The organism is Lacimicrobium alkaliphilum (assembly GCF_002591895.1).
In the GTDB taxonomy this organism is placed as follows: domain Bacteria; phylum Pseudomonadota; class Gammaproteobacteria; order Enterobacterales; family Alteromonadaceae; genus Lacimicrobium; species Lacimicrobium alkaliphilum.
Genome location: NZ_NISX01000009.1, coordinates 1 through 21489, shown reverse-complemented (window position 1 = coordinate 21489; position 21489 = coordinate 1). Strand labels below are relative to the sequence as shown.

21 protein-coding genes are annotated in these 21489 nt (G+C 47.9%); 10 read left to right on the top strand and 11 right to left on the bottom strand.

Annotation, left to right across the window (positions count from 1 at the left end):
• The first annotated feature begins 88 nt into the window (after positions 1 to 88).
• Together nadE and CDA54_RS09970 are read left to right on the top strand one after the other, a co-directional pair.
• Positions 89 to 919, top strand: coding sequence for an ammonia-dependent NAD(+) synthetase (gene nadE / locus CDA54_RS09975; protein ID WP_099034865.1), 831 nt, complete (start codon positions 89 to 91; stop codon positions 917 to 919).
• Positions 920 to 945: 26 nt separating this feature from the next.
• Positions 946 to 1284 carry a P-II family nitrogen regulator gene (locus CDA54_RS09970; protein ID WP_099034864.1) on the top strand — a complete coding sequence of 113 codons (339 nt, stop codon included), beginning with the start codon at positions 946 to 948 and terminating at the stop codon, positions 1282 to 1284.
• Here CDA54_RS09970 and CDA54_RS09965 read toward each other — a convergent pair whose 3' ends face one another.
• Genes CDA54_RS09965 through CDA54_RS09930 form a run of 8 tightly spaced genes read right to left on the bottom strand, consistent with a single transcriptional unit; the run spans position 1285 to position 7198 of the window.
• Complete coding sequence (locus CDA54_RS09965; RefSeq protein ID WP_099034863.1) at positions 1285 to 1830, bottom strand: DUF3833 domain-containing protein; 546 nt, start codon at positions 1828 to 1830, stop codon at positions 1285 to 1287. It lies immediately after the preceding gene.
• Positions 1827 to 2324, bottom strand: a complete 498-nt coding sequence (locus CDA54_RS09960) for a chalcone isomerase family protein (RefSeq protein ID WP_099034862.1) — start codon at positions 2322 to 2324, stop codon at positions 1827 to 1829. Before CDA54_RS09960 ends, CDA54_RS09965 begins: the two co-directional genes overlap by 4 nt.
• Positions 2321 to 2845, bottom strand: coding sequence for a DUF2878 domain-containing protein (locus CDA54_RS09955; RefSeq protein WP_099034861.1), 525 nt, complete (start codon positions 2843 to 2845; stop codon positions 2321 to 2323). The genes CDA54_RS09960 and CDA54_RS09955 overlap by 4 nt, the downstream gene beginning before the upstream one ends.
• A complete protein-coding gene (locus tag CDA54_RS09950; RefSeq protein WP_099034860.1) occupies positions 2826 to 4082 on the bottom strand; it encodes an SAM-dependent methyltransferase in 1257 nt (418 codons plus the stop codon). The genes CDA54_RS09955 and CDA54_RS09950 overlap by 20 nt, the downstream gene beginning before the upstream one ends.
• Entirely contained in the window at positions 4082 to 4804 is a 723-nt protein-coding gene (locus CDA54_RS09945; RefSeq protein WP_099034859.1) for a DUF1365 domain-containing protein, read from the bottom strand. Before CDA54_RS09945 ends, CDA54_RS09950 begins: the two co-directional genes overlap by 1 nt.
• Positions 4804 to 6066, bottom strand: coding sequence for an NAD(P)/FAD-dependent oxidoreductase (locus CDA54_RS09940; protein ID WP_099034858.1), 1263 nt, complete (start codon positions 6064 to 6066; stop codon positions 4804 to 4806). The genes CDA54_RS09945 and CDA54_RS09940 overlap by 1 nt, the downstream gene beginning before the upstream one ends.
• Positions 6066 to 6782 (bottom strand): SDR family NAD(P)-dependent oxidoreductase, encoded by a 717-nt coding sequence (locus tag CDA54_RS09935; protein ID WP_099034857.1) that lies wholly within the window; start codon positions 6780 to 6782, stop codon positions 6066 to 6068. The genes CDA54_RS09940 and CDA54_RS09935 overlap by 1 nt, the downstream gene beginning before the upstream one ends.
• Positions 6779 to 7198 (bottom strand): nuclear transport factor 2 family protein, encoded by a 420-nt coding sequence (locus CDA54_RS09930; RefSeq protein WP_268235318.1) that lies wholly within the window; start codon positions 7196 to 7198, stop codon positions 6779 to 6781. The genes CDA54_RS09935 and CDA54_RS09930 overlap by 4 nt, the downstream gene beginning before the upstream one ends.
• Positions 7199 to 7364: 166 nt before the next feature.
• Here CDA54_RS09930 and CDA54_RS09925 point away from each other — a divergent pair, with 166 nt between their 5' ends.
• From CDA54_RS09925 to CDA54_RS09915, 3 genes are read left to right on the top strand one after another with little or no spacing between them, the layout of a single operon-like run.
• Positions 7365 to 7937, top strand: coding sequence for an LON peptidase substrate-binding domain-containing protein (locus CDA54_RS09925; protein WP_099035004.1), 573 nt, complete (start codon positions 7365 to 7367; stop codon positions 7935 to 7937).
• A gap of 55 nt (positions 7938 to 7992) precedes the next feature.
• A complete protein-coding gene (locus CDA54_RS09920) occupies positions 7993 to 8607 on the top strand; it encodes a sigma-70 family RNA polymerase sigma factor (protein WP_099034856.1) in 615 nt (204 codons plus the stop codon).
• The gene (locus CDA54_RS09915; RefSeq protein ID WP_099034855.1) at positions 8600 to 9262 is read left to right on the top strand and encodes a ChrR family anti-sigma-E factor; all 663 of its coding nucleotides are present in this window, start codon (positions 8600 to 8602) and stop codon (positions 9260 to 9262) included. The genes CDA54_RS09920 and CDA54_RS09915 overlap by 8 nt, the downstream gene beginning before the upstream one ends.
• 54 nt (positions 9263 to 9316) lie before the next feature.
• Here the strand turns inward: CDA54_RS09915 and CDA54_RS09910 are convergent, their stop codons facing one another.
• Entirely contained in the window at positions 9317 to 10081 is a 765-nt protein-coding gene (locus CDA54_RS09910) for an outer membrane protein assembly factor BamD (RefSeq protein WP_099034854.1), read from the bottom strand.
• Between the two features lie 217 nt (positions 10082 to 10298).
• On the opposite strand from CDA54_RS09910, the gene rluD reads away from it, so the two are divergent.
• Entirely contained in the window at positions 10299 to 11267 is a 969-nt protein-coding gene (gene rluD / locus CDA54_RS09905) for a 23S rRNA pseudouridine(1911/1915/1917) synthase RluD (protein ID WP_099034853.1), read from the top strand.
• The gene (pgeF, locus tag CDA54_RS09900) at positions 11254 to 11994 is read left to right on the top strand and encodes a peptidoglycan editing factor PgeF (protein ID WP_099034852.1); all 741 of its coding nucleotides are present in this window, start codon (positions 11254 to 11256) and stop codon (positions 11992 to 11994) included. Before rluD ends, pgeF begins: the two co-directional genes overlap by 14 nt.
• Positions 11995 to 12043: 49 nt before the next feature.
• Here pgeF and CDA54_RS09895 read toward each other — a convergent pair whose 3' ends face one another.
• Positions 12044 to 12403 carry a hypothetical protein gene (locus CDA54_RS09895; RefSeq protein WP_099034851.1) on the bottom strand — a complete coding sequence of 120 codons (360 nt, stop codon included), beginning with the start codon at positions 12401 to 12403 and terminating at the stop codon, positions 12044 to 12046.
• A 302-nt stretch (positions 12404 to 12705) separates the two neighbouring features.
• Here CDA54_RS09895 and clpB point away from each other — a divergent pair, with 302 nt between their 5' ends.
• The 3 genes from clpB (at position 12706) to CDA54_RS09880 (ending at position 17005) form a co-directional block, all read left to right on the top strand.
• Positions 12706 to 15276 (top strand): ATP-dependent chaperone ClpB, encoded by a 2571-nt coding sequence (clpB, locus tag CDA54_RS09890; RefSeq protein WP_099034850.1) that lies wholly within the window; start codon positions 12706 to 12708, stop codon positions 15274 to 15276.
• 134 nt (positions 15277 to 15410) lie between these two features.
• Positions 15411 to 16235 (top strand): CDP-diacylglycerol--serine O-phosphatidyltransferase, encoded by an 825-nt coding sequence (gene pssA, locus CDA54_RS09885; protein ID WP_099034849.1) that lies wholly within the window; start codon positions 15411 to 15413, stop codon positions 16233 to 16235.
• 224 nt (positions 16236 to 16459) lie between these two features.
• A complete protein-coding gene (locus CDA54_RS09880) occupies positions 16460 to 17005 on the top strand; it encodes a PEP-CTERM sorting domain-containing protein (RefSeq protein ID WP_099034848.1) in 546 nt (181 codons plus the stop codon).
• Between the two features lie 710 nt (positions 17006 to 17715).
• Here the strand turns inward: CDA54_RS09880 and CDA54_RS09875 are convergent.
• Entirely contained in the window at positions 17716 to 20862 is a 3147-nt protein-coding gene (locus tag CDA54_RS09875) for a S8 family serine peptidase (protein WP_099034847.1), read from the bottom strand.
• Between the last annotated feature and the right edge of the window lie 627 nt (positions 20863 to 21489).

Genomic DNA, 21489 nt, shown 5'->3' with positions numbered 1-21489 from the left:
GATGAATTAGTTGTGTTGCGAGAAAGATCAGCAAAGCAGGTCAATATTTTTTATCATAGTCAGACCGGATGTTGAGCGAGAACAGAGAATGAATGTACAGGCGATTGTTGACGAAATGCGGGTGCTACCCGAAATAGATGTGAATTTTGAAATTACCCGTCGGGTCAATTTTATTAAACAACACCTGCGCCATTCCGGCCTTGATACTCTGGTTCTGGGTATAAGCGGCGGCATTGACTCTTGTACTCTGGGGCGACTGGCGCAACTGGCAGTGGATGAACTGAACCAGGAGCATCATGAACGCTATCGGTTTATAGCGGTGCGTTTGCCATACTCTGTGCAAGCTGATGAACAGGATGCTCAGGCCAGTATTGACTTTATCCGGCCTTCAGGTGTGGTATGTGTAGACATACAAGCTGGTGTTGATGCTATTCATCAGCAGACCACCGATTCACTAGAAAAAGAAGGATTACTGCCTCAGGACAAAAGTAAACAGGATTTTGTGAAAGGCAATGTCAAAGCCAGAACCCGGATGGTGGTTCAATATGAAGTTGCGGGCATGCTGGATGGCCTGGTGTTGGGTACGGATCATTCAGCTGAAAATATCACAGGCTTTTACACCAAGTTTGGTGACGGCGCCTGTGATCTGGCGCCTCTGTTCGGTCTAAATAAGCGTCAGGTTCGTCAAGTTGCGGAAAAACTGGGTGCACCGGTACATATTATAAGGAAAGCCCCCACTGCCGATCTTGAATCTTTAACTCCCCAAAAGGCTGATGAAGAGGCCCTTGGTCTGAGCTACGAGCAGATTGATGATTTTCTGGAAGGTAAGCAGGTTGCGGCTGAGGTAACAGAAAAGCTGATATATATTTATCAGCGTACCCAGCACAAGCGGCAGCCCGTACCGACGATTTATGACTAGTATTGGTATTATCTTAGGAGTATAGCGTGAAAAAAATTGAAGCCATTATTAAACCTTTCAAGATGGATGATGTGCGTGAGGCGTTGGCTGATGTTGGCGTAACGGGTATGACAGTGACCGAAGTGAAAGGATTTGGCCGTCAGAAAGGGCATACAGAACTGTATCGCGGGGCGGAATACCAGGTGGATTTTCTGCCTAAAATCAAGATTGACCTGGTACTGCCTGATGAACAGGCGGAAAGGGCGATAGAAGCCATAATGCAAACCGCCCAGACGGGTAAGATCGGTGATGGTAAGATCTTCGTTTACGAAGTTGAGCGGGTAGTACGAATCCGTACCGGGGAGGAAAACGAAGACGCCGTTTAATCAGGCATCTTCATTACATCCTTTTAGTGGCTGGGATCTATCAAAGTAAATCGATATTTCAGCCACAGTAACCCCAAATTTTTTCATATAGGAACGGTTCATCAACCTGTCTTCGTCAAGGCGGTACAGCCAATCGTCAACGGCCAGTTCATACACTGAACCATCGATAGGGACTTCCAGCACATACTTCCAGTTAAAAGCATTACCCCGGGTTTCACCGGAGGCCTCGCCGACAACATCATTAGCCTGCCCGGTAACTTTACCATCCGCAGCTATCTGCAATTCCCAGATACGTACCTGTTTTTCTCCATCATCAAAGTAGAAGGTTTCATGCAACCGACCAGTGTTATTTTCCCAGCTTCCGATAATATCGACACAGAAATGGCGGGTCATGGTGCCACTATAGTCTTCAATGATACCCCTGGCGGTGATTTTTCCATTGAAGTACTCAGCAAGATTGAATTCGGGTTTTTTATTGGCATAGCTGTCCAGTGACGATGAACAGGCACTGAGTATAAATGTACACAGCAGAAGTAATAGTTTCATTTGTGGCTCCGTTGAATTAGTTTTTCTCTGAGCTCGGGGTATTGGGTATCAGGAGAAAGCCAAATCCCCAGAAAGGCAGAGCTGAATGTTTCGTCTTCAATCGCCCCGATATGCTGTTGGTTGTAGTAAAAATGGCCTTTCTTATTCTCATTAACCAAAAAAATAAGCTCATCGCCTTCCTGGATATCAGGCCAGATCTGTTCAACTCTCTCCAGCCATAGAGATACCTTCTCCTTATCCCGACCCTGCTTTTGCCATTGTTCTTCTGTGGCATCCACCAGGTCCTCTGCCTTGATATCCCGCAGATAGTCAATTTTGAGAGCAACCGGATAGCTATTGGCTTTGTATTCTCCGGAAGGCGTATACAGGCTTGACTGGTATATCTCCCAGAACCAGACTGTAAGACGCGCTTCCCCGACTTTTTGCAGATTTTCCAGCGGTGACGCCTTTGCAGCACCGGTGCACAAGAGTATTAACAATAATAAAATCTTCATGCTGCTACCTGCCTGGTCTGCCCATTGACCCGGTTAGCAATAAAGATAAACAAAGGGAACAAAATCGCCCAGAGTACCGCCAGGAGTAACAGTGTAGTGAGGAGGGGCAGGCCAAAATCAACTGCTCCTAAGCGTTGCCCCGCAAAATAACTCAATGGTCCGGCAACGGCCCCACAGATAGCAGCCAGAAAGGGGCGGGGCAGGAAAAACGCCATGCCATGCCTCAGTGTCGCACTAAAAGCGATCCATAATCCCATCAACCAAAAAGGGATCAACCCGCCAGACAACTGGGTGAATTCAAATACAGAAAAATAGTGTAACAGGCTATCAGTAGCTATGCCTAAGGGGGCGCACAGTATAATTAAAAGCAGCTCTTTACTGCGTTGGGACAGCAGCAGAAAATGTATCGCAAGCATCAGTATCAGTGGCAACACCGCTTGATGCTGGCCTATAACAGCGGTAAACCAGAAAACCTGAAACCAGATCAGGTTGAACCAGGGCTTAGAGGCGATTAACGGCATCGCGGAACCCCTGCCTGCTGGTTAACAATTGTACTGCGCTGATGGTGCGCTCCAGAAAACCGCCTTCACAGTAGCTGAAATAGAAACGCCACAGTCGCATAAAGCGTTCGTCATAACCCAGCGGTATCAGCTCTTCACTGCGGCTGACAAAACGTTGATGCCAGTCATTTAATGTCTGCGCATAGTGCAGGCCAATATCATGACAGTCGCGCACGACCATGTCTGTGCGTTTGGCAATATGCTCGCTGAGCAGGTGTAATGAAGGCAGAAAGCCACCCGGGAATATATGATGCTGGATAAAGTCCTGGCTTTTGCTGTAGGTATCAAACCTGGGCTCACTGATGGTTATCGCCTGCAATAACATCAGTCCACCGGGCTTAAGCAGGTCATTACATTTTTTAAAGAATACTGGCAGGTATTGTTGTCCTACGGCTTCGATCATTTCAATAGAGACCAGTTTGTCATAACGGCCCTGGAGATCACGATAGTCCTGCTTTAGCAGCGAAATCCGACCTTGTAGCCCCTCGGCCTTGATCTGAGCCTGAGTATAGTTGAACTGCTCTTCCGATATCGTTGTGGTCGTAACCTTGCAGCCGTATTCCTTTGCTGCAAAAATAGCCAGCCCGCCCCATCCGGCACCGATCTCCAGAAGATGGTCATCTGCGGATAAAGCCAGCTTGTCACAGATATGCCTGAGTTTATTCTGTTGGGCCTCCGAGAGCGAGGCATTTTCTTTCGGATATATGGCCGCAGAGTACATCATACTGTCGTCAAGAAAGCGTCGGTACAGTTCATTACCAAGATCGTAGTGGGCGGCGATATTTTTCCTCGATCCGGATTTCGAATTCTTTCTTTTGAGCTTCTTTACCAGGTTAAATGGCTTTAACAGCCAGCCAAGTCGTGCTTCCAGCTCATCCAGAAGAGGCATATTACGGGCGAACAGACGAATAACTGCGGTAATATCGGTTGTCTGCCACAATCCGTCGACAAAGGTCTCTCCTGACGCCACGCTGCCCCCCAGCAGGATTCTGGGATAAAAATCCGCATGCAGGACATCGATTTCCGCTTTGATATCGCTATCCTGATTTCCAAAACGCTCCACTAAAATGCCGTTTTCTTTGAGCACAAGAGAACCTTCGGGCAACTGATGTAGCAGCTTGATCAAACTGGCTCTGGCTAGCTTATTCCACCAGCTCAGCTGACCTGATTGATTCATTATTTGTTCGCCGGATTGCATTATTGCTCCTTGTCCTTCGCAGTATGGCTGTAAACCGGCACCCCTTTTAAAAAGAGTCTCAGAGCGTGCCAGTAAATACCTGCCAGGGTTTTTAATGTCATTGTGCTTAGCATTACGCGAAACAGGGTCTTTGAGTTCAAAGATTTTTTTCGTAAACTCAGTCCGGCATCAAAATGGCGTTGATCGGTATCGCAGCGAATGACCAGCTTCAGATGTTCTTCAGGCTGAGAAATCTGCCAGTGATAATGCATTTCCATTGGATTGAATGGTGAGACATGAAAAGCTTTAGGCGTGATCTGAGGGTCTTTTAGATCCACCAGATAGTAATGTCTTTCATTCCACGGTGTATTGCTCACTTCTGCCAGTACATGGGTAAATTGGCCATCCTGCTGCTGAAGGTAATAAAAATTAACCGGGCTGAAATACAACCCGAAAAGGCGCAACTGGCCAAGCATAAAAACCTTACCCTGCAATGGTTTGTCAGCCAGTGCCGACATTTTTTCCAGTGCGGCCTGATGCAATGGCCTTTCAGGGTTGGTGAGATAATCGCTACGGCGAAAGGATACTGGCGCCCATCGTTTTGATGACAGACCGCGGACGTGTTCCAGTCTTTCAAGATTTTCCAGATCGAGCCAGAACAGACTTATATGATGGGAAAAGCGGTGTACCTTGGGGTGGTGTCGATGATGCCATACTGTCCCCTTGTATATCGCACTTTGCATCAGAGACTGGCTCCAAATCGTTGACATACGTCAAGAGCGCTGCGTACGCCATCTTCATGAAAGCCGTTGTACCAATATGCGCCGCAAAAGTGCAAACCATCCTGACCGCAAATCTCATTGCGTCTGCTCCTGGCCTGAATGCCATTGAGGTCGAATTGAGGATGGCTGTAACTGAACTGACGCAGAATTTTTCCCGGTGCAATGTCCTGTGTATTATTGAGTGTAACGCAGAATGTGGTATCTGCCCTCAGTCGCTGCAATATATTCATATTGTACGTGACCGACGCGGGCTGCCTGGTATCGGCGTTATGTTTAAGCAAGTAGTTCCAGCTGGCCCAGGCTAATGTGCGTTTGGGGAGCAGATTGGTATCCGTATGTAAAACTACCTCATTGCTTGCATAGGGCATTGCACCAAGTATTTCTTTCTGGGACGACGTGGGAGTCGCTAACAAAGCAAGCGCCTGATCACTGTGACAGGCAAAAATCACTTCATCAAACTCCTTATCAGGCTGATTGGCGGCGCTGACGCTATAGCCCTTAGTGGATTGACTGACGCTCTGAACCGGGCTGTTCAACAAAATGTTATTTTCGAACCCCTGTATCATCGGGGCAATATAGGCTCTGGAGCCGCCAATCAGCGTATACCACTGGGGACGGTGACTGACGTTCAAGAGTCCGTGATTATTGAAAAATTGCAGGAAGAAGCGCATCGGGAATTGCCGCGCATCGTCCAGGCTGGCTGACCAGATGGCCGCACACATTGGCAGAATATAGTTTTGCGCAAAGGCTTCACTGAAACGCAGTTGTTGTAAGAAGTCGCCGAGGGTTAACGGTATAGCATGTGCATCTTTTTCCAGAAGCTGCTTGCAGGCTTTATTAAACCTGAGAATTTCTCTTAAGAACTGATAAAACCATGGCCGGAACAGGTTGCGGCGCTGTGCAAACAGACTGTTAAGGTTATTGCCGTTATACTCCAATCCGCTACCGGTGTTTTTTACACTGAAGCTCATTTCTGTCGCTTGTTTGTGAACCCCTAGCTTGTCCATCAGACGGATAAAGTTCGGGTAAGTCCAGTCATTAAAAACAATAAAACCGGTATCGATAGCATAGCTGTGATCATGCAGCTCAACGTCAACAGTATGGGTGTGACCACCTATATAGTCCTGTGCTTCGTAAAGTGTCACATCATGATGCCTGTGCAACAGATGGCCGCAAACGAGTCCGGAAATACCACTCCCAATAATGGCGATACGTCTTCCCATTACTTCTTCATCCTTTTACACAGTGCCACTTTCAATGGTTCGGGTAACTTGCCAAGTAGCCGGATAAACAGCGCAAACAGCGTTGGAAAGTAGATATTACGCCGGCCTTTTTCCAGACCGTCGAGCATAGCTGTAGCAGCTTTTCTGGCTGTAATCTTCATCGGCATATCGAAATCATTTTTTTCTGTTAGCGGGGTCTCTACGAAACCCGGGGAAACACTCTGCACCTTAATCTTTCGTTCGGTCAGGTCTACCTCCAGGCTCTTGGTAAGGTAATGCACCGCGCTCTTGCTGGCTCCATATGCCTGACTGCGGGTGAAGGGCAGTACTCTGGCAAGGCTGTCTACGATAGCAATCTGACTGCCGGGTTTCATGCTCCCCAATAACGGCTTCAGGCAGTTCACCACGCCAAAAAAGTTTGCTTCAAAAACTCTTCTGAACATGTCCGGCTGCCAATCATCAACATCCACGTATTCACAGGTACCTGCGTTAAGTACTGCAATATCAGGCTGATATTGCGCCAGCGCCTTTTCACAGCTTTGCAACTTTGTTACATCGAATATCAATATTTCAATTTCGCTGCAGCTTTGTTTCAATTCATCAAGTTTATTCTCGTTGCGCCCGCAGGCGATCACTTTATAACCGCGGCTGCTGGCCTCTGTGGCGAGAGCTCTGCCGATACCCGAGCTGGCACCGGTAATCAGTATGCTTTTCATTGATTCAACCTTCTTTTTAACCATTTAATTGCCGGACCCAATACAGGAAGGTGTTCATAGAGCATTGCACCAAGGTCGTAGTAATCACGCTGAAAACATACCTTCTGGTCGGCAGAAAACCTGATTTCACTACAACCCTCCAGACATAGTGTTTTGCCATTTATCAGCTTTGGATGGCTGAAAGCCATGGTCCAGGTAACAAACCCATGTTGCTCAACCAGCTGAGTCTGATGAAGGGTAAAGTGGCATGTTGTACAGTTTTCCAGCAGGTTATCAAAGTAGCTGTGTAAGGCTTCCAGTCCATTGTGTTCACCCACCGGATCGATGAACCTGACGTTCTGAGTGTAGACCGTGTTCAATTCAGCCAATGAGGAGGCGTTTAAATTTTCATAGAATTTACAAAAAACAGATATCATAGGTTTTACACACTTCCTGATTTGACAGGGCTAGTTACGTCAATGAATGAATAGAGATCATAAAGATAATTGAGGTATCTGGTAATAACAGGTGATTTCGATCCTTTTCTTAATCGCGGCGTAATGCCCTGTATCCTGAATTAATAAGTTGACTACATTGAAAAGCCTGAATAACCAACTAGCGCTGTTTCCCCTGTCAGCCCACATACTGACAGGTGGAAAAATGTCATTGCGCATCTTTGAGCCTCGTTATCTGCGCATGGTCAAAGAAGCGTGTGCCGGCAACTTGGCGTTCGGTATCTGTATGATTAACCCCCATGGTGATAAGGACAGTAATCAGCATATTTATCCGATGGGCACTCATGTCAGAGTTACTGATTTTGATATGCTCGATGATGGCTTGTTAGGTATAACAGTGGAAGGACTGGACTATTTCTGGATTGACAGTATTTCCACTGATCCTGATGGATTGCGAGTGGGTCAGTGTCGCTGGTTAGAAGCCTGGCAATATGATGTCCCCGTGGAATCGATAGTGCCAATGAAACAAAAGCTAAAACAAATATTTGATCAATTTCCTGATGTCAGAAATTTGTACCAACAGCCCCATTTTGAAGACCCTTTGTGGGTGATGTTCCGTTGGCTCGAACTGGTGCCCGTAGAGGCTTCATTGAAGCAGGAACTGCTACATCAAAAAGATTGCCGCAAAGTACTCAATTTTCTGACACAATTAGTAAATTGATCTTTCTTGATCCACCGCTCGTATAAATCGAAAATACAATCAAAGTGGTGGAACAATGCTAGTTGGGATTCAGTTGGAAACCAGGCAAACACAAAGGCCAAGCGGGCCTGAAATAGCAAATGAAATGTCCACATACTTACAGACGGTGGCCAGCGAACGCTGTAAAGCTTCTTTTGCTGAGATATTTCATTATTTTGCTCCCCGGGTGAGATCTTACGCACTAAAGCAGATGAAAAACGAAGCGCAGGCGATGGAATTGGTACAGGAAACTCTGGCCAATGTCTGGCAGAAAGCACACTTGTTCAACGCAGAGAAGGGGTCTCCATCAACCTGGATCTTCACTATAGCCCGGAATATTCGCTATGACATGTTGCGCAAGCAACAAAAGCGTAAGGAAGACATCTGCTCGGAGGACATGTGGCCGGTATTGTGTGAGCAAACAGCGTCTGATGCCGAGGTAAGCCTGGACCACCAGGTGACACTGGAACAGGTTGGTCAACTTTTTTCCGGGTTACCGGTAAAGCAGAAGGCGGTCATTGAAGCAATTTACGTTGAAGGCAAGTCTCAACAAGAAGTGGCAGACGAATTAGGCATTCCACTGGGAACTGTCAAGTCGAGAACCCGATTGGCATTGCAGCGATTGAGAGAGATGTTGGAAAAAGATGATTAAATTACACCCCAATTCACAGCAGTTGTCTGAATTTGCACAAGGACAATGTGATTCTGGTGTCGCCTTGATAATCGCGGCTCACACTGACATGTGTCGTCAATGCAAACAAAAATTAACGTTAATTGAAGCGGAGCTCGCCAGAGAGGCGATGGCAGAGAAATCCAGTCCGGATCCTGCGTTTGATACCATGTTGGCAAATATATTACAGATGCCGGCAGCATCGGGTATTGAAGTGTCGTATAAGCAGAAGAAACTGGAACTGGATGGCAAAGAATTTGTATTGCCAAGAAGTTTGCAGCGGTACGCTGACAAAATAAATGGCTGGTCTCATTTGCCCGGTAAACTCTGGCAAGCCAGGGTCGACCTGGGTATTGATGGCCGAGCGGATTTCACCTATATGGAGAAAGGCGGGTCTGTTCCTGAGCATACTCACCGAGGAACAGAGCTGACCCTGGTCCTGGACGGCGAATTCTCCGATGGTATAAGGAATTATGATACCGGTGATTTTATTGAGCGCAGTTGCGATCACGTTCATACGCCTCATACCGAAGCAGATGAAGGTTGTCTTGTTTTCAGTATTCTCGACAAGCCTCTGCACTTTACATCGGGCATTGCCAGGTTGTTGAATCCATTCAGTCAGCTGTTTTTCAAATAACCTTATAGACACAAAAAACGCGCCATAAAGGCGCGTTTTTTGTGCGTGATGCTTTTAGCTCACGTAGCTACTATCAGGAAAATTAAGTCGTAAGGTTTTCAGGGCATTACTCTTCAGTTCATGAAGATCAAGCTGTTCATAGCATTCCACCATGATTTCCAGCGCCTGCTGAAGGTGTGGAGAGTCTGGGTAGTTCTCCAGTACATATTTACCTCTGTTAGCGGCGGCCACATAAGCCTGACGTTTCATGTAGTAGCTGGCGATGGCCAATTCATACCTCGCCAGTCTGTCTTTAATAAACAACATGCGTTTTTGCGCATCAGCGGCATATTTGCTGTCAGGATATTTCTCAATCAGACGACGAAAATCATCAAAGGCCTCGCGGGCCTTAGAGGGATCCCGGTCAGCACGGTCTATGCCGACAAAATCCTGGAACACATTTCGTCCGGCATCCATATTTACCAGCCCACGCATATATTGTGCATAGTCAACATCTGAGTGGTTCGGATTGAGACGCAAAAAACGGTCGATATTGGCCAGTGCCTGATCTGTATCCCTGATTTTATAATAGGAGTAGATCAAATCCAGTTGTACCTGGTGGGATAGTGGTCCAAAGGGGTATCTGGAATCCAGCGCGCTAAGCGTTTGCGCTGCGGCATTGAAATTGCCGGTTTCCATATTTTGCTTGGCCTTATCATAAAGCGCATTAGGGCCCTGGTTCGCCAGAGCAATATCTTTATCTTCAGGAGAACTTGAGCAGGCAGAGAGCATAAGGCCCGCGGATAGTATTATGGCAATGGAAATAACTCTATTATTCATATTTCTCTTATATTCGCCTATGCGATGTTGTCGATTGTATTGAGTCCGCCAGCGTAGACAGCAGTTCGTCTCAAAAGTGCCAGTGTATTTCAATATTCTACCTGAGTGTGTGTAGCGATGCACTAACACCGGTCACCTAAAAGGACATCAAGCCGGATTGTCACTAACATCCTTAATAATGATATGATGCGGGTCTATTTGACCCTTGGGCTTTTTGATGCAACAAACCATAGAATTACAGGCTGTTGTGCCTGATAACCTGATCGGCAAAAGACTGGATCAGGTGCTTGCCGAGGTGTTTCCCGATTATTCCCGCTCCAGAATCAAAGAATGGATACTGGCAGGTTGCGTACAAGTGAATGGCATGGTGGTGGATAAACCCAGGGAAAAACTGCTGGGTGGCGAAGCTGTGCATATTCAGGCGCAATTGCAGGAACAACAGCAGCACCAGGCTGAAGATATTGAGCTGGATATCCAGTTTGAAGATGAGCATATTCTGGTGATCAATAAACCCGCTAATCTGGTTGTGCATCCGGGAGCAGGCAATCAACACGGTACTTTACTCAATGCATTGCTGAATCACGTTCCTGACATTGGTGCCGTGCCCAGAGCAGGTATCGTTCACCGTCTGGATAAAGACACCACCGGGCTGATGGTGGTGGCGAAAACGGTACCGGCACAGACCCATCTGGTAACGCAGCTTCAGGCCCGGGAAATTAGCCGGGAATACGAGGCGGTCGTCAACGGTACCATGGTTGCCGGCGGTATTATTGATGAGCCCATAGGGCGTCATGACACAAAACGCACCAGTATGGCGGTCAGAACAATGGGCAAGCCCGCTGTGACCCATTATAGGGTTAAACAGAAATTTCGCGCTCATACCCATCTGCGCCTGAAGCTGGAGACCGGAAGAACGCATCAGATTCGGGTGCATATGGCTCACCTGCATCATCCTATTGTTGGTGATCCGCTTTACGGTGGACGGCCGAGGCCACCAAAATCTGCCGATGAAACATTGCGCCAGTTTTTGAGAGACTTCAGGCGCCAGGCACTGCATGCGGCACAACTGGAACTGGCTCACCCTGTTACTGGCGAGTGGTTAAGCTGGCAGGCTCCGTTGCCCGGCGACATCCAAGCTCTGCTTGCTATACTGGCAAAAGACAATCAGGAACATGAACAAGACTGAGCAATCTCCGTTTTTGGTCCCTGATTGGCCAGCGCCAGGCAATGTGCGGGCATACAGCACAACCCGGCTGGGTGGGGCTAGTCAGGGGCCTTTCAAGAGCTTTAATCTTGGCATGCATGTTGGTGATGATCCTGAGGCTGTTATACACAATCGTCGACGGTTACCGCAATCTGAGCAGATAGTGTGGATGGACCAGGTTCATGGCAATCATGTTATTCATTTGACGCCAACCAGTCGGCAAAACCAGCAAGCCGATGCCGCTATCGCGACAGAGCCGGGCGTGAGTTGCGCAGTGATGACGGCAGACTGTTTGCCGGTGTTACTTTGCCGACAGGGTGGTACGGCCGTTGCGGCAGTGCATTGCGGCTGGCGAGGGTTGGCGGCAGGTATACTGGATAACACGCTCAAAGTACTGCCCGGAACTAACAGTGAATATATGGCCTGGCTGGGACCGGCTATTGGATCAGACGCATTTGAAGTGGGTGAGGATGTCAGGAAAATGTTTCCGTCAATTTCCTCAGCATTTAAGCCAGCAGCTCAACAGGGTAAGTATTGGGCCGACATTTATGCTATTGCAAAAAGCATTTTACAGCATGCGGGGGTAATGTCTGTTTCTGGTGGGGAGTATTGCACGTATTCTGACTCCAGACGCTACTTCTCTTATCGGCGAGATGGTAAAACGGGAAGAATGGCCAGTGTTATCTGGCTTTCTTCCGATGAGAGCTAATTAGTTCCTGCCTGACGATTGTCCCGCCTGAAATACCGTTAATCCAGGACTAAGAGCCATTGGTGTCATGCATAAAGGTTTCTGCGGTTTTATGTCTGAACGGCTGTCGTTGATACTCTTTTGCCAGTGCTTTTGCCTCATCTGTTGTTTGTTCACGTTGTTCGGCTGTGGTACAGGTGCGCACACCTATACGACTGCCGGTTACCGGCATTGTTTTACAAATCAAACCTACTTTTTCAGCCAGTGTGTGAACATCGCAGTCTGAATTGGTTCCTTTGTTATCAGCCTTACATTCCGCTTCAATTTCATCGAGGCGGGAGTCGGTATGTTCAGTTGCTGTAGTAACCGGCGTTGAATGACAGCCTGCAATTGTCAGGCAGGCAATACCGATGAGTAACTTCTTATCCATGTTTTTTCTCCTTATTAATAAATCGTATTTAATGGCTTAACCTATAGTCCTTCAAAGGATTATCCTAAACCGATATAGCATTTGTTGACGAAGCCACACTTCCAATGTTAATCAAAAGTTAACCGTTGAAAAATAGGTGAACAAATGTCTATTGTCTAATACAGCACTCAAAATATGGCGATTCTATATTCCCGTCGCTTGATCCAGAACAAAGGATCGCGAACCTCCCCGATAGAGCACTTGAATAGTGATTAAAATGAACCCATAACATAACCAATCTAGTTTGTCATGTAGGTACAAAAATGCGTTTAGATAAAATGACCAGCAAGTTCCAGCTTGCCATATCCGACGCCCAGTCTCTGGCATTGGGAAGAGACCATCAATATATTGAACCGGCCCATCTGATGATGGCGCTGCTGAATCAGGAAGGGGGCTCGGTAAAGCCGCTGATGGAGCAGGCCAGCGTTAACAGTAACGCACTTCGTTCAGCACTTTCCGAACTGATTGAGCGCTTGCCACAGGTGCAGGGCGTCGGTGGTGATGTGCAACTGGGCAAAGACACCGCGGTGCTGCTGAATCTGTGCGACAAAATTGCTCAGAAACGAAAAGATGATTACATCACCTCCGAAATCTTTGTGCTGGCGGCGATACAGGACAAAGGCAAGCTTGGCGAAACGCTTCGTCAGCTTGGGCTGACAGAACAGAAGATTGAAAAGGCGATTGAGAAAATGCGCGGTGGCCAGAAGGTTACCGATCCCAATGCCGAGGACGTGCGTCAGGCGCTGGAAAAATTTACCACGGATCTGACCGAGCGTGCGGAGCAGGGCAAGCTGGATCCTGTGATCGGCCGGGACGAAGAAATTCGCCGTACTATCCAGGTATTGCAGCGTCGTACCAAAAACAATCCGGTTCTGATCGGTGAGCCCGGTGTGGGTAAAACCGCGATTGTAGAAGGCCTCGCACAGCGCATTGTCAATGGTGAAGTGCCAGAGGGCTTAAAAGACAAGAAAGTACTGAGTCTTGACATGGGCGCATTAGTGGCCGGTGCCAAATACCGGGGCGAGTTTGAGGAGCGTTTGAAAGCCGTATTGAGTGAGCTGTCCAAAGAAGAGGGACGGGTTATTCTGTTTATTGATGAATTGCATACTATGGTGGGCGCCGGTAAGGGAGAAGGTGCCATGGATGCCGGTAATATGCTTAAACCTGCCTTGTCCCGTGGTGAGCTTCATTGTGTTGGTGCCACCACATTGGATGAATATCGCCAGTATATTGAAAAAGACGCGGCGCTGGAGCGAAGGTTCCAGAAAGTGCTGGTGGATCAGCCGAATGTGGAGGATACCATCGCTATCTTGCGTGGTCTTAAAGAGCGCTATGAATTACACCACGCGGTAAATATCACTGACCCCGCCATAGTGGCGGCTGCCGCCCTTTCTCATCGCTATATCAGTGACCGACAATTGCCGGACAAAGCCATTGATCTGATCGATGAAGCGGCTTCCAGTATCCGCCTGCAGATTGACTCCAAGCCGGAAGAAATGGATCGTCTCGAGCGGCGTATTATTCAGCTTAAACTCGAAGAACAGGCGCTGAGCAAGGAAACCGACGACGCCAGTCATAAGCGTCTGGAGCTGATTGAGCAGGAAAGAGAACAACTGGAGCAGAAGTTCAAACAACTGGAAAAAATCTGGAATACCGAGAAATCTGCCATGCAGGGCACTCAGCATATTAAATCTGAGTTAGAGCAGGCCAAACTGGATCTGGAAATTGCCCGCCGTGCCAGCGATCTCAGTCGTATGTCTGAACTGCAATATGGACGTATTCCTGAGCTGGAACGGCGCTTAGAACTGGCGGACGAAGCCCAGGGTCAGGAAACAACTCTGCTTAAAAATAAAGTTACCGAGACCGAAATCGCCGATGTGCTGTCACGCTGGACCGGGATCCCGGTGGCGAAAATGCTCGAAGGCGAGCGGGATAAACTGCTGCGAATGGAAGACGCGCTGCATGACAGGGTGATTGGTCAGTCGGAAGCAGTGACCTCGGTTTCCAACGCCATCCGTCGCTCCAGGGCCGGATTGGCGGATCCTAACAGGCCAATAGGCTCTTTCCTGTTTTTAGGCCCTACAGGGGTGGGTAAAACCGAGCTGTGTAAGGCTCTGGCGGAATTTTTGTTCGACAGTGCCGATTCCATGGTACGTATCGATATGTCCGAATTTATGGAGAAACATTCGGTGTCCCGTTTAGTCGGCGCACCTCCGGGATATGTGGGGTACGACGAAGGGGGCTATCTGACAGAAGCGGTCAGGCGCAAACCCTATTCAGTGATCCTGCTCGATGAAGTAGAGAAAGCCCATCCCGATGTGTTCAATATCTTATTGCAGGTTCTGGATGATGGTCGTCTGACTGATGGTCAGGGCCGTACGGTGGATTTTAAGAATACTGTGGTGATTATGACCTCTAATCTGGGCTCGGATATTATTCAGGATAAGCACAAAGAGAGTCAGTACGAAGAGATGAAGTCGCTGGTGATGAACGTTGTGGTGCAACAGTTCAGACCCGAGTTTATCAACCGTATTGATGACACCGTGGTATTCCATCCGCTGGGCCATGAGCAGATCCGCGAAATTGCCGCGATACAACTGGCTTCTCTGAAAGCCAGACTGGCGGAAAAGGGGTATCAGCTTGAATTGACTCAGCAGGCCCTGGACAAACTCGCCGATGCTGGTTTTGATCCGGTGTACGGTGCCAGACCGCTGAAAAGGGCGATTCAGCATCAGCTTGAGAATCCACTGGCACAACAGCTACTGTCAGGAAATTTGTCACCGGATTCGGTGATCAAGGTAGATGCCGACGAAAACGGGCTGATATTCAGTTAAGTCAACGAGTCGTTGAGTCAGGAAAGCCGCAGGCATGCGGCTTTCGTTTTATGGTTAGTCTGCCAGCTGAACAAATTCAGGGTAAGAAAATCCGCTTTATGATATCGTGCATGGCCTGTTTCTAGGAGGATTCAATGCCAGAAAGTAAACGCAAAGGTATTTACCTGTTACCTAATTTATTAACCACCGGCGGCCTGTTCTCAGGGTTCTTTGCTGTGGTGTCTGCAATGAATGGCCATTTTGAGGCCGCTGCCATTGCTATTTTTGTTGCCATGTTGTTTGACGGTCTTGATGGCAGGGTGGCCAGAATGACAAATACTCAAAGTGACTTTGGTGCTGAATATGATTCGATGGCGGACATGGTCTCATTTGGCATAGCGCCGGCCCTGATTGCCTACACCTGGGGGCTGACTGAACTGGGTAAGCTCGGCTGGCTGGCCGCTTTTATCTATGTGGCAGGTGCGGCCTTAAGGCTGGCCAGATTTAATACTCAGGTTGGTACCGCCGATAAACGCTACTTTCAGGGCTTAGCCAGCCCGGCCGCCGCAGCCTTAGTCGCGGGCCTGGTTTGGGTTGGTGTGGAGTATGATATCTCAGGTGATGACTATGGGTTACTGGTTGCATTGTTAACTGCCGCAGCTGGCCTGCTGATGATCAGTAACTTTAAATATAACTCTTTTAAGGAAGTAAACTGGCATGGCAAAGTGCCCTTTGTGGCCTTGTTGGTGGTGATGCTTATTTTCGTTATCGTGGCCACGGCACCCTCTCTGGTGCTGTTTATTGCCTTTTTGCTGTATACCATCGCCGGCCCGGTTAACACCTTCAGAAGTGTTGATAAAGTTAAGCTGGAGCATGTTGTCGGGGATACAGAAGAAAGCAATGATGCTGACTTTGACGCCGAACAGAAACAATCTGCCGGTGACGATACCGCGTCCAAAGAGAAAGCGAATAAATCCTAACCACTTCAACGCTCCGCATAAGCGGGGCGTTCGCCTTTTTAGGTCGTAATGGCCTGGCCCTCCTTTCGGCCTCTGTCCGATTATTTTACAGTTCATCTAAGCTGTCACAACATATAACTCTAACTTGTTGATTAAACGTGGGTATTCTAGTTGGTTTGATTATTGCTTTAGTTCGTTGCAGTGTTTTTTCACTTCGCTTGCTTATAACTAAAAAAGGTAACAACATGAAGTACATAAAAAAATTAATAGTTGCAACGAGTTTGATGTTTGCCACCTTGGGAATGGCGTCTTTTTCGGCAAATGCCGTAATGATTACGCAGGAGTTTGGTGACTATTCCGGTGTACCATTTACGGGTTCTTTTACTGTAGATATTGATGACTCAATACTGAATCAGGGAGACGGCATCGTTTTCTTCAATGAAGATAACCTAGTCGATTTTGAGTTTTTCGGCTGGCCGGACTATGAATTTTTCGCCTTTGATTTTGCTATCGATACTGACAATGTATTCGGCGGTATTGAGTACCTGTACTTTGATGCCAATGACTTAGGCTTTGAAGAAACCTGGGCATATCAATTGCTGATAGATAATGCATGGCCGGATTTTAACTACCTGGATGTTTTTAACGCAGATACAAACGAGTTTCTCTACTTCAACGAGGGAGCCGATGTCAGATTTGGTCAGGCCACCTATGTACCAGAGCCCTCTACTGTAGCGCTTTTTGGTCTTGCGTTGATGGCTCTAGGCTTACGTCGTCGTATGGCGAAGTAATAACAAGTAACAACAGAAAGAGATTCGGCTTATTGCCCGCTCTTTGATACAAATCCCCCGCCAGCCGGGGGACTTTTTTTTGTCCTGTAGATTTGTTTCTCCATAGCTCTTCCCGACCCTCCTTATTTTTCCAACGCAGACCAACACAACATTAGCCTTATCCTTTGAATGTGGAGCAGGCTGGATAACCTGGTAGGTTTACTAAAGAAAGACTTACCTGGGTAATAATGCCGCGAATCTGAATTAAAGGGTGTATCTCTTAGGTTAATCAGTTTTGTTGCGCTGATGGCAAATGTAATAACTGATTAAGCTTGTACTCTTTTAGTCTCTGATCACCAGCAAGCCTTGGCTGTTCTGATCCATGGTAGGGATATTCCTCAACCATTTTACTTTGTCTGATGGTATGTATTTAACTGCCTGCAAAACTAAGGCAGCTTTGCAGCAGGGTGAACCTGATGTTATTTGCAGCGAAGCAAAAATCACAAACTGCAGCGGTTACTCCGATAGCGCAATGGCTGAATATCACCGGGTCAAGCTACGTCCGGAACTTTTCTTATTACCGGTAGGCCGACGATGTGGGTTAAGGAGCCTTGATCAAATCAACGCAGATGAGTCGTTGCAGGAGGGCACAGGAAGGCAGCATTTTCGGGTTGTATCTGAATAAAAAAGCCCCGCGAATGCGGGGCCTGGCTTTTTCTTATAGAGGTTTATCAGGGTTGTACTTCAAGTACTGTTGTGCCCTGAGCCACACCTTCATCGTCGTAGAAGGTAATAGCACCCATATACAGACCTTCAGGATTAAGTCCGCGTGCGGTTAAAGTGACGTTATTGAAACGACCTTCAATTGCTCTGCGGCTTGACAGCACTCTGGTGCTGGAGTCTGCCTGATCCGCTATCCATACTGGCATAGTGTAATTTACCTCAGGCTCTCCTGCGGTACTATATCCATGTACAAAGGTGATATAGACGTCACCTATAGCTCCGTTAGCTCTGGGCTCAGGATTAGTCAGGATCACATCTTCGTTTGAACCGCCATTCAATGACTCTCCAACCAAAGCACAGGACCACTCGTCACAACGGTAAACATACAGGTCCAGATCGGCACCTTCCGCATCCACCAGGTTATCACGCAAACTGAATCTGGCAACCTGAGTGCCTTCTGGTACCAGGTAAGCGTGGAAGCCCAATCCAGCTTCGTTGAAGGCATAAGTTGAGTCAGGATCTTGCGCGACAGTCCCGGCATTGCCAAATGGAGCAACCAGACCGGCATGTTCAGTACTGGTGGCACCGCTATAGAGCATCTGTACCGGGAAGGAGGCCCGACCACGGTTCAGTTGGAGTGACAGCGACTCAGGCACATCAATCTTAACTTCCGGCGCAGCTTTAACTGCTATAGGCGAGCGAACTACATGCCCGTTTTCATCGGTCCAGGTAATGGCCCCAAATGCCCACTCGTTGATCACAGCATTAGCTGTTTTGGTAAGGGTCAGCGCGAAACTGGCTTTACCATCGGCTGCTACCACCAGATCATCAGTCGGTGTTTCATTCCCTGCACTGTCATACGTGGTTACAGCAACGTCGATACCTTCAGGCATGTCAATGGAAGCCACATAGGTACCACCCAGACCTGATGTATCCGTTACAGTACGGGAAACGGTTTTGCTGACAAGTAACTTCGATACTGCAATCGAAGGATAATTCAGCTGAGTTGCATCATCAGAGAATCCTGCACCAGTAAGGTCGGAGCAACTAACACCTGCTTCACTGCTGACAAAGTCACCTTCACCCAGTCCACACATAAAGGCAAAGTAATCACCCGCATTCAGCTCATAAGTCAGACCTGGCTCCATGGCATCAACTGGTGCTGCATGGCCTGCTCCATAATCGAATGGGTCGGCTTGCGTGACGCCGTCTTCTTTGGTGATATTCTGACGCGCCGTAGTCATCAACGCCGATTTTATCTGTGCCGGTGTCCAGTCAGGATGTTGCCCTTTAAGTAGCGCAGCCATACCCGCAATATGGGGTGAAGACATGGAAGTACCCTGCAGATAAGCAAATGACTCTCCACCTGCACCAAACATCGGTTCTGGCGTGGTAGCTGCAAGGATTCTTACTCCGGGAGCGGTAATATCAGGCTTGATAATATCTTCAGTTGAACCGTTTGGACCGCGAGAGGAAAAATCAGCCATCAGATTACCCACCTCTGTGGAGGTATCAGATATTGGCGTCTCGGTAAAGGTGATATTTGTAGCTGAGTTGGCTGCGGCATTGTTAAGAGCCAGGCCATCAGTACTACTAACCATCGCACCAGGTATATTTACAGCTGTACCACCCATAACAAAAGGGGCGCCGGGTGCATTGTTATACACCACCACTGCCGTGGCACCAGCCGCTTCAGCATTATTAAATTTGTCGGTAAAGGCACAACTGCCACGGGAAATCAGCGCGATTTTGCCATCTAATTCAGCAGCATTAGTCAGCTCACCACAGGCTTCCAGAGGTTCGGCGATAACAAGATCACCCGTCAGTCCGCCTTCGGGCACAGCCGGGGCGATTTCAGCTGGAACGCTTAAAAAATCGCTACCGGCCAAATCACCGGAATTAACTTCCAGTGCATTACCGATAATGGCAGAAGTACCGTCATAGGTTGATGCGCCAACGCTGGTAACCCAGGGCGCTGGGGTGCCTACTGTAACGGCATCAGGGCCGTCGTTACCGGCTGAGACAGAAACAAACACGCCGGCATTGGCTGCGCGGAGCATAGCTGAGGCCGCAGGCGTTGTAAGATCAGTTAGACTACCACCAATTGAATAGTTGAGGACATCAACACCATCTTCAATGGCCTGATCTATTGCGGCCATGGAGTCGGAATAAAAACAGCCACGTTCGTTCGCTCCCTCAGGACTAACATAGTCGCTGTTCCAGCAGACTTTATAAACGGCAACCCGGGCTTTTGGCGCTATGCCTGTGACTGTGTCTACAGGAAAGCCTGATATGCTGGCCGGTACACCCTCGTTACCTGCTGCGGTTGATGCGGTATGGCTACCGTGACCATCAGCATCACGAGGAGACTCAAATTCCCCCAGGCCATATTGAATTTCATAAGTGGCTTCAAAGCCGGCTTTAAAATAGTTGGCACCGATAAGTTTATTGTTACAATTGAAGGTACCGGCACCGGCTTCAATACCCGCATCGCAAGTGCCCGTCCAGCCAATATCTGCAGGATCGGAGTAACTGCCATCATCGGCGAAACTTGGATGCTCGGGCCAGATGCCGGTATCCAGGACACCTACTACAACATCATCACCTTTGATACCCAGAGTGTGTTGGCCATTAGCACCATTGAGACCCAGGAATTCTGGGGTATTGGCGGTGTTTAGCTGCTGAGCTTCATCGGCCCAGACGCCCACAACGTCAGGATGATTGCGAAGCTGTTCAGCCTGCTCCTGACTTAATTTTGCCGCAAAGCCGTTAAAGGTATGAGTGTAGTTATACAGCACATCAACTGCACCTATTGCCTGAGCAACCGCCTGTTGCTTGGCTTTCATCGCCTGAACATAAGCCTGCATTCTTGCAGACTTCGCGTTATACAGGTTACCTTTGTTAGCGGCCAAATGGTTGCTGGATCTTAATTCGCCAATATCCTGGGCATGGCCGACACCGGATTTACCTTTCAACTGAACTATATAAGAAGCGCTTTGTGATTTAGCTTTATTGGATGGACTTGCTGTTGATTGAGTGGCCTGTAATTTACTGCGATCTATTGAAACTTCCAGCGCCAGGCTATTGCCTGCGATCATACCTGTTGCCAGGGTTGCAGAAATCAGGCTACCCAGTATTGACTTTTTAAAGGTCATCCGTCATCTCCCGTTGTAATTTTTATGCTTTTTAAACAACTATCAGGCTTAGTTTATTAATTGTTACCCGATAACTGCATTAGTGTGACTTAACGTTGTTAAGCCTCGTTGGGCAAGTGAATATTGTGGTTCAGGTAATGTGAGCCCATGCTCATCTGTACGAAGAACATGTATATGGCCATCGACCTGCTACTTTTGCCCGTTGAGACTCAAAGAACGCTTTAAGTCGTAACAAAATGTATAAGCAAGATTTAATCCATTGTATAACTTACTGTTATTTATAAGAATAATTAAATCCCTTTCTGATTGTGTAAAATATTCAGACATATTGTTCTGAGGTCGTTGTGAGTGTGTCTGTCAGCGATTAGAAATGGTTTTAGGCAAAATTAGACGGAATATTGAGCAGTTGACACAAAACGGTCATTTTTCCCTTGCACCGGGTGCTGTTCTCTGTAAAATGCGCGCCACTTCGACGGGGTAACGTGCTTACACCGGGGTCAGGAAGACCGGCAGAAGAGAGGTGGCACAATAGTGTTACTGACACAGGGAATGGCCGGGGTGGCGGCAACGTAAAAGTTGCGTAAAACACCTTGACAGTGACCTTGGATAGCGTAAAATGCGCGTCCC

Bases quoted from the DNA above. Each gene is read 5' to 3' on its own strand.
- nadE (WP_099034865.1), top strand. From the start codon at position 89: ATGAATGTACAGGCGATTGTTGACGAAATGCGGGTGCTACCCGAAATA.
- CDA54_RS09965 (WP_099034863.1), bottom strand. From the start codon at position 1,830: ATGAAACTATTACTTCTGCTGTGTACATTTATACTCAGTGCCTGTTCA.
- CDA54_RS09960 (WP_099034862.1), bottom strand. From the start codon at position 2,324: ATGAAGATTTTATTATTGTTAATACTCTTGTGCACCGGTGCTGCAAAG.
- CDA54_RS09955 (WP_099034861.1), bottom strand. From the start codon at position 2,845: ATGCCGTTAATCGCCTCTAAGCCCTGGTTCAACCTGATCTGGTTTCAG.
- CDA54_RS09950 (WP_099034860.1), bottom strand. From the start codon at position 4,082: ATGCAATCCGGCGAACAAATAATGAATCAATCAGGTCAGCTGAGCTGG.
- CDA54_RS09945 (WP_099034859.1), bottom strand. From the start codon at position 4,804: ATGCAAAGTGCGATATACAAGGGGACAGTATGGCATCATCGACACCAC.
- CDA54_RS09940 (WP_099034858.1), bottom strand. From the start codon at position 6,066: ATGGGAAGACGTATCGCCATTATTGGGAGTGGTATTTCCGGACTCGTT.
- CDA54_RS09935 (WP_099034857.1), bottom strand. From the start codon at position 6,782: ATGAAAAGCATACTGATTACCGGTGCCAGCTCGGGTATCGGCAGAGCT.
- CDA54_RS09930 (WP_268235318.1), bottom strand. From the start codon at position 7,198: ATGATATCTGTTTTTTGTAAATTCTATGAAAATTTAAACGCCTCCTCA.
- CDA54_RS09920 (WP_099034856.1), top strand. From the start codon at position 7,993: ATGCTAGTTGGGATTCAGTTGGAAACCAGGCAAACACAAAGGCCAAGC.
- CDA54_RS09915 (WP_099034855.1), top strand. From the start codon at position 8,600: ATGATTAAATTACACCCCAATTCACAGCAGTTGTCTGAATTTGCACAA.
- CDA54_RS09910 (WP_099034854.1), bottom strand. From the start codon at position 10,081: ATGAATAATAGAGTTATTTCCATTGCCATAATACTATCCGCGGGCCTT.
- rluD (WP_099034853.1), top strand. From the start codon at position 10,299: ATGCAACAAACCATAGAATTACAGGCTGTTGTGCCTGATAACCTGATC.
- pgeF (WP_099034852.1), top strand. From the start codon at position 11,254: ATGAACAAGACTGAGCAATCTCCGTTTTTGGTCCCTGATTGGCCAGCG.
- CDA54_RS09895 (WP_099034851.1), bottom strand. From the start codon at position 12,403: ATGGATAAGAAGTTACTCATCGGTATTGCCTGCCTGACAATTGCAGGC.
- clpB (WP_099034850.1), top strand. From the start codon at position 12,706: ATGCGTTTAGATAAAATGACCAGCAAGTTCCAGCTTGCCATATCCGAC.
- pssA (WP_099034849.1), top strand. From the start codon at position 15,411: ATGCCAGAAAGTAAACGCAAAGGTATTTACCTGTTACCTAATTTATTA.
- CDA54_RS09880 (WP_099034848.1), top strand. From the start codon at position 16,460: ATGAAGTACATAAAAAAATTAATAGTTGCAACGAGTTTGATGTTTGCC.
- CDA54_RS09875 (WP_099034847.1), bottom strand. From the start codon at position 20,862: ATGACCTTTAAAAAGTCAATACTGGGTAGCCTGATTTCTGCAACCCTG.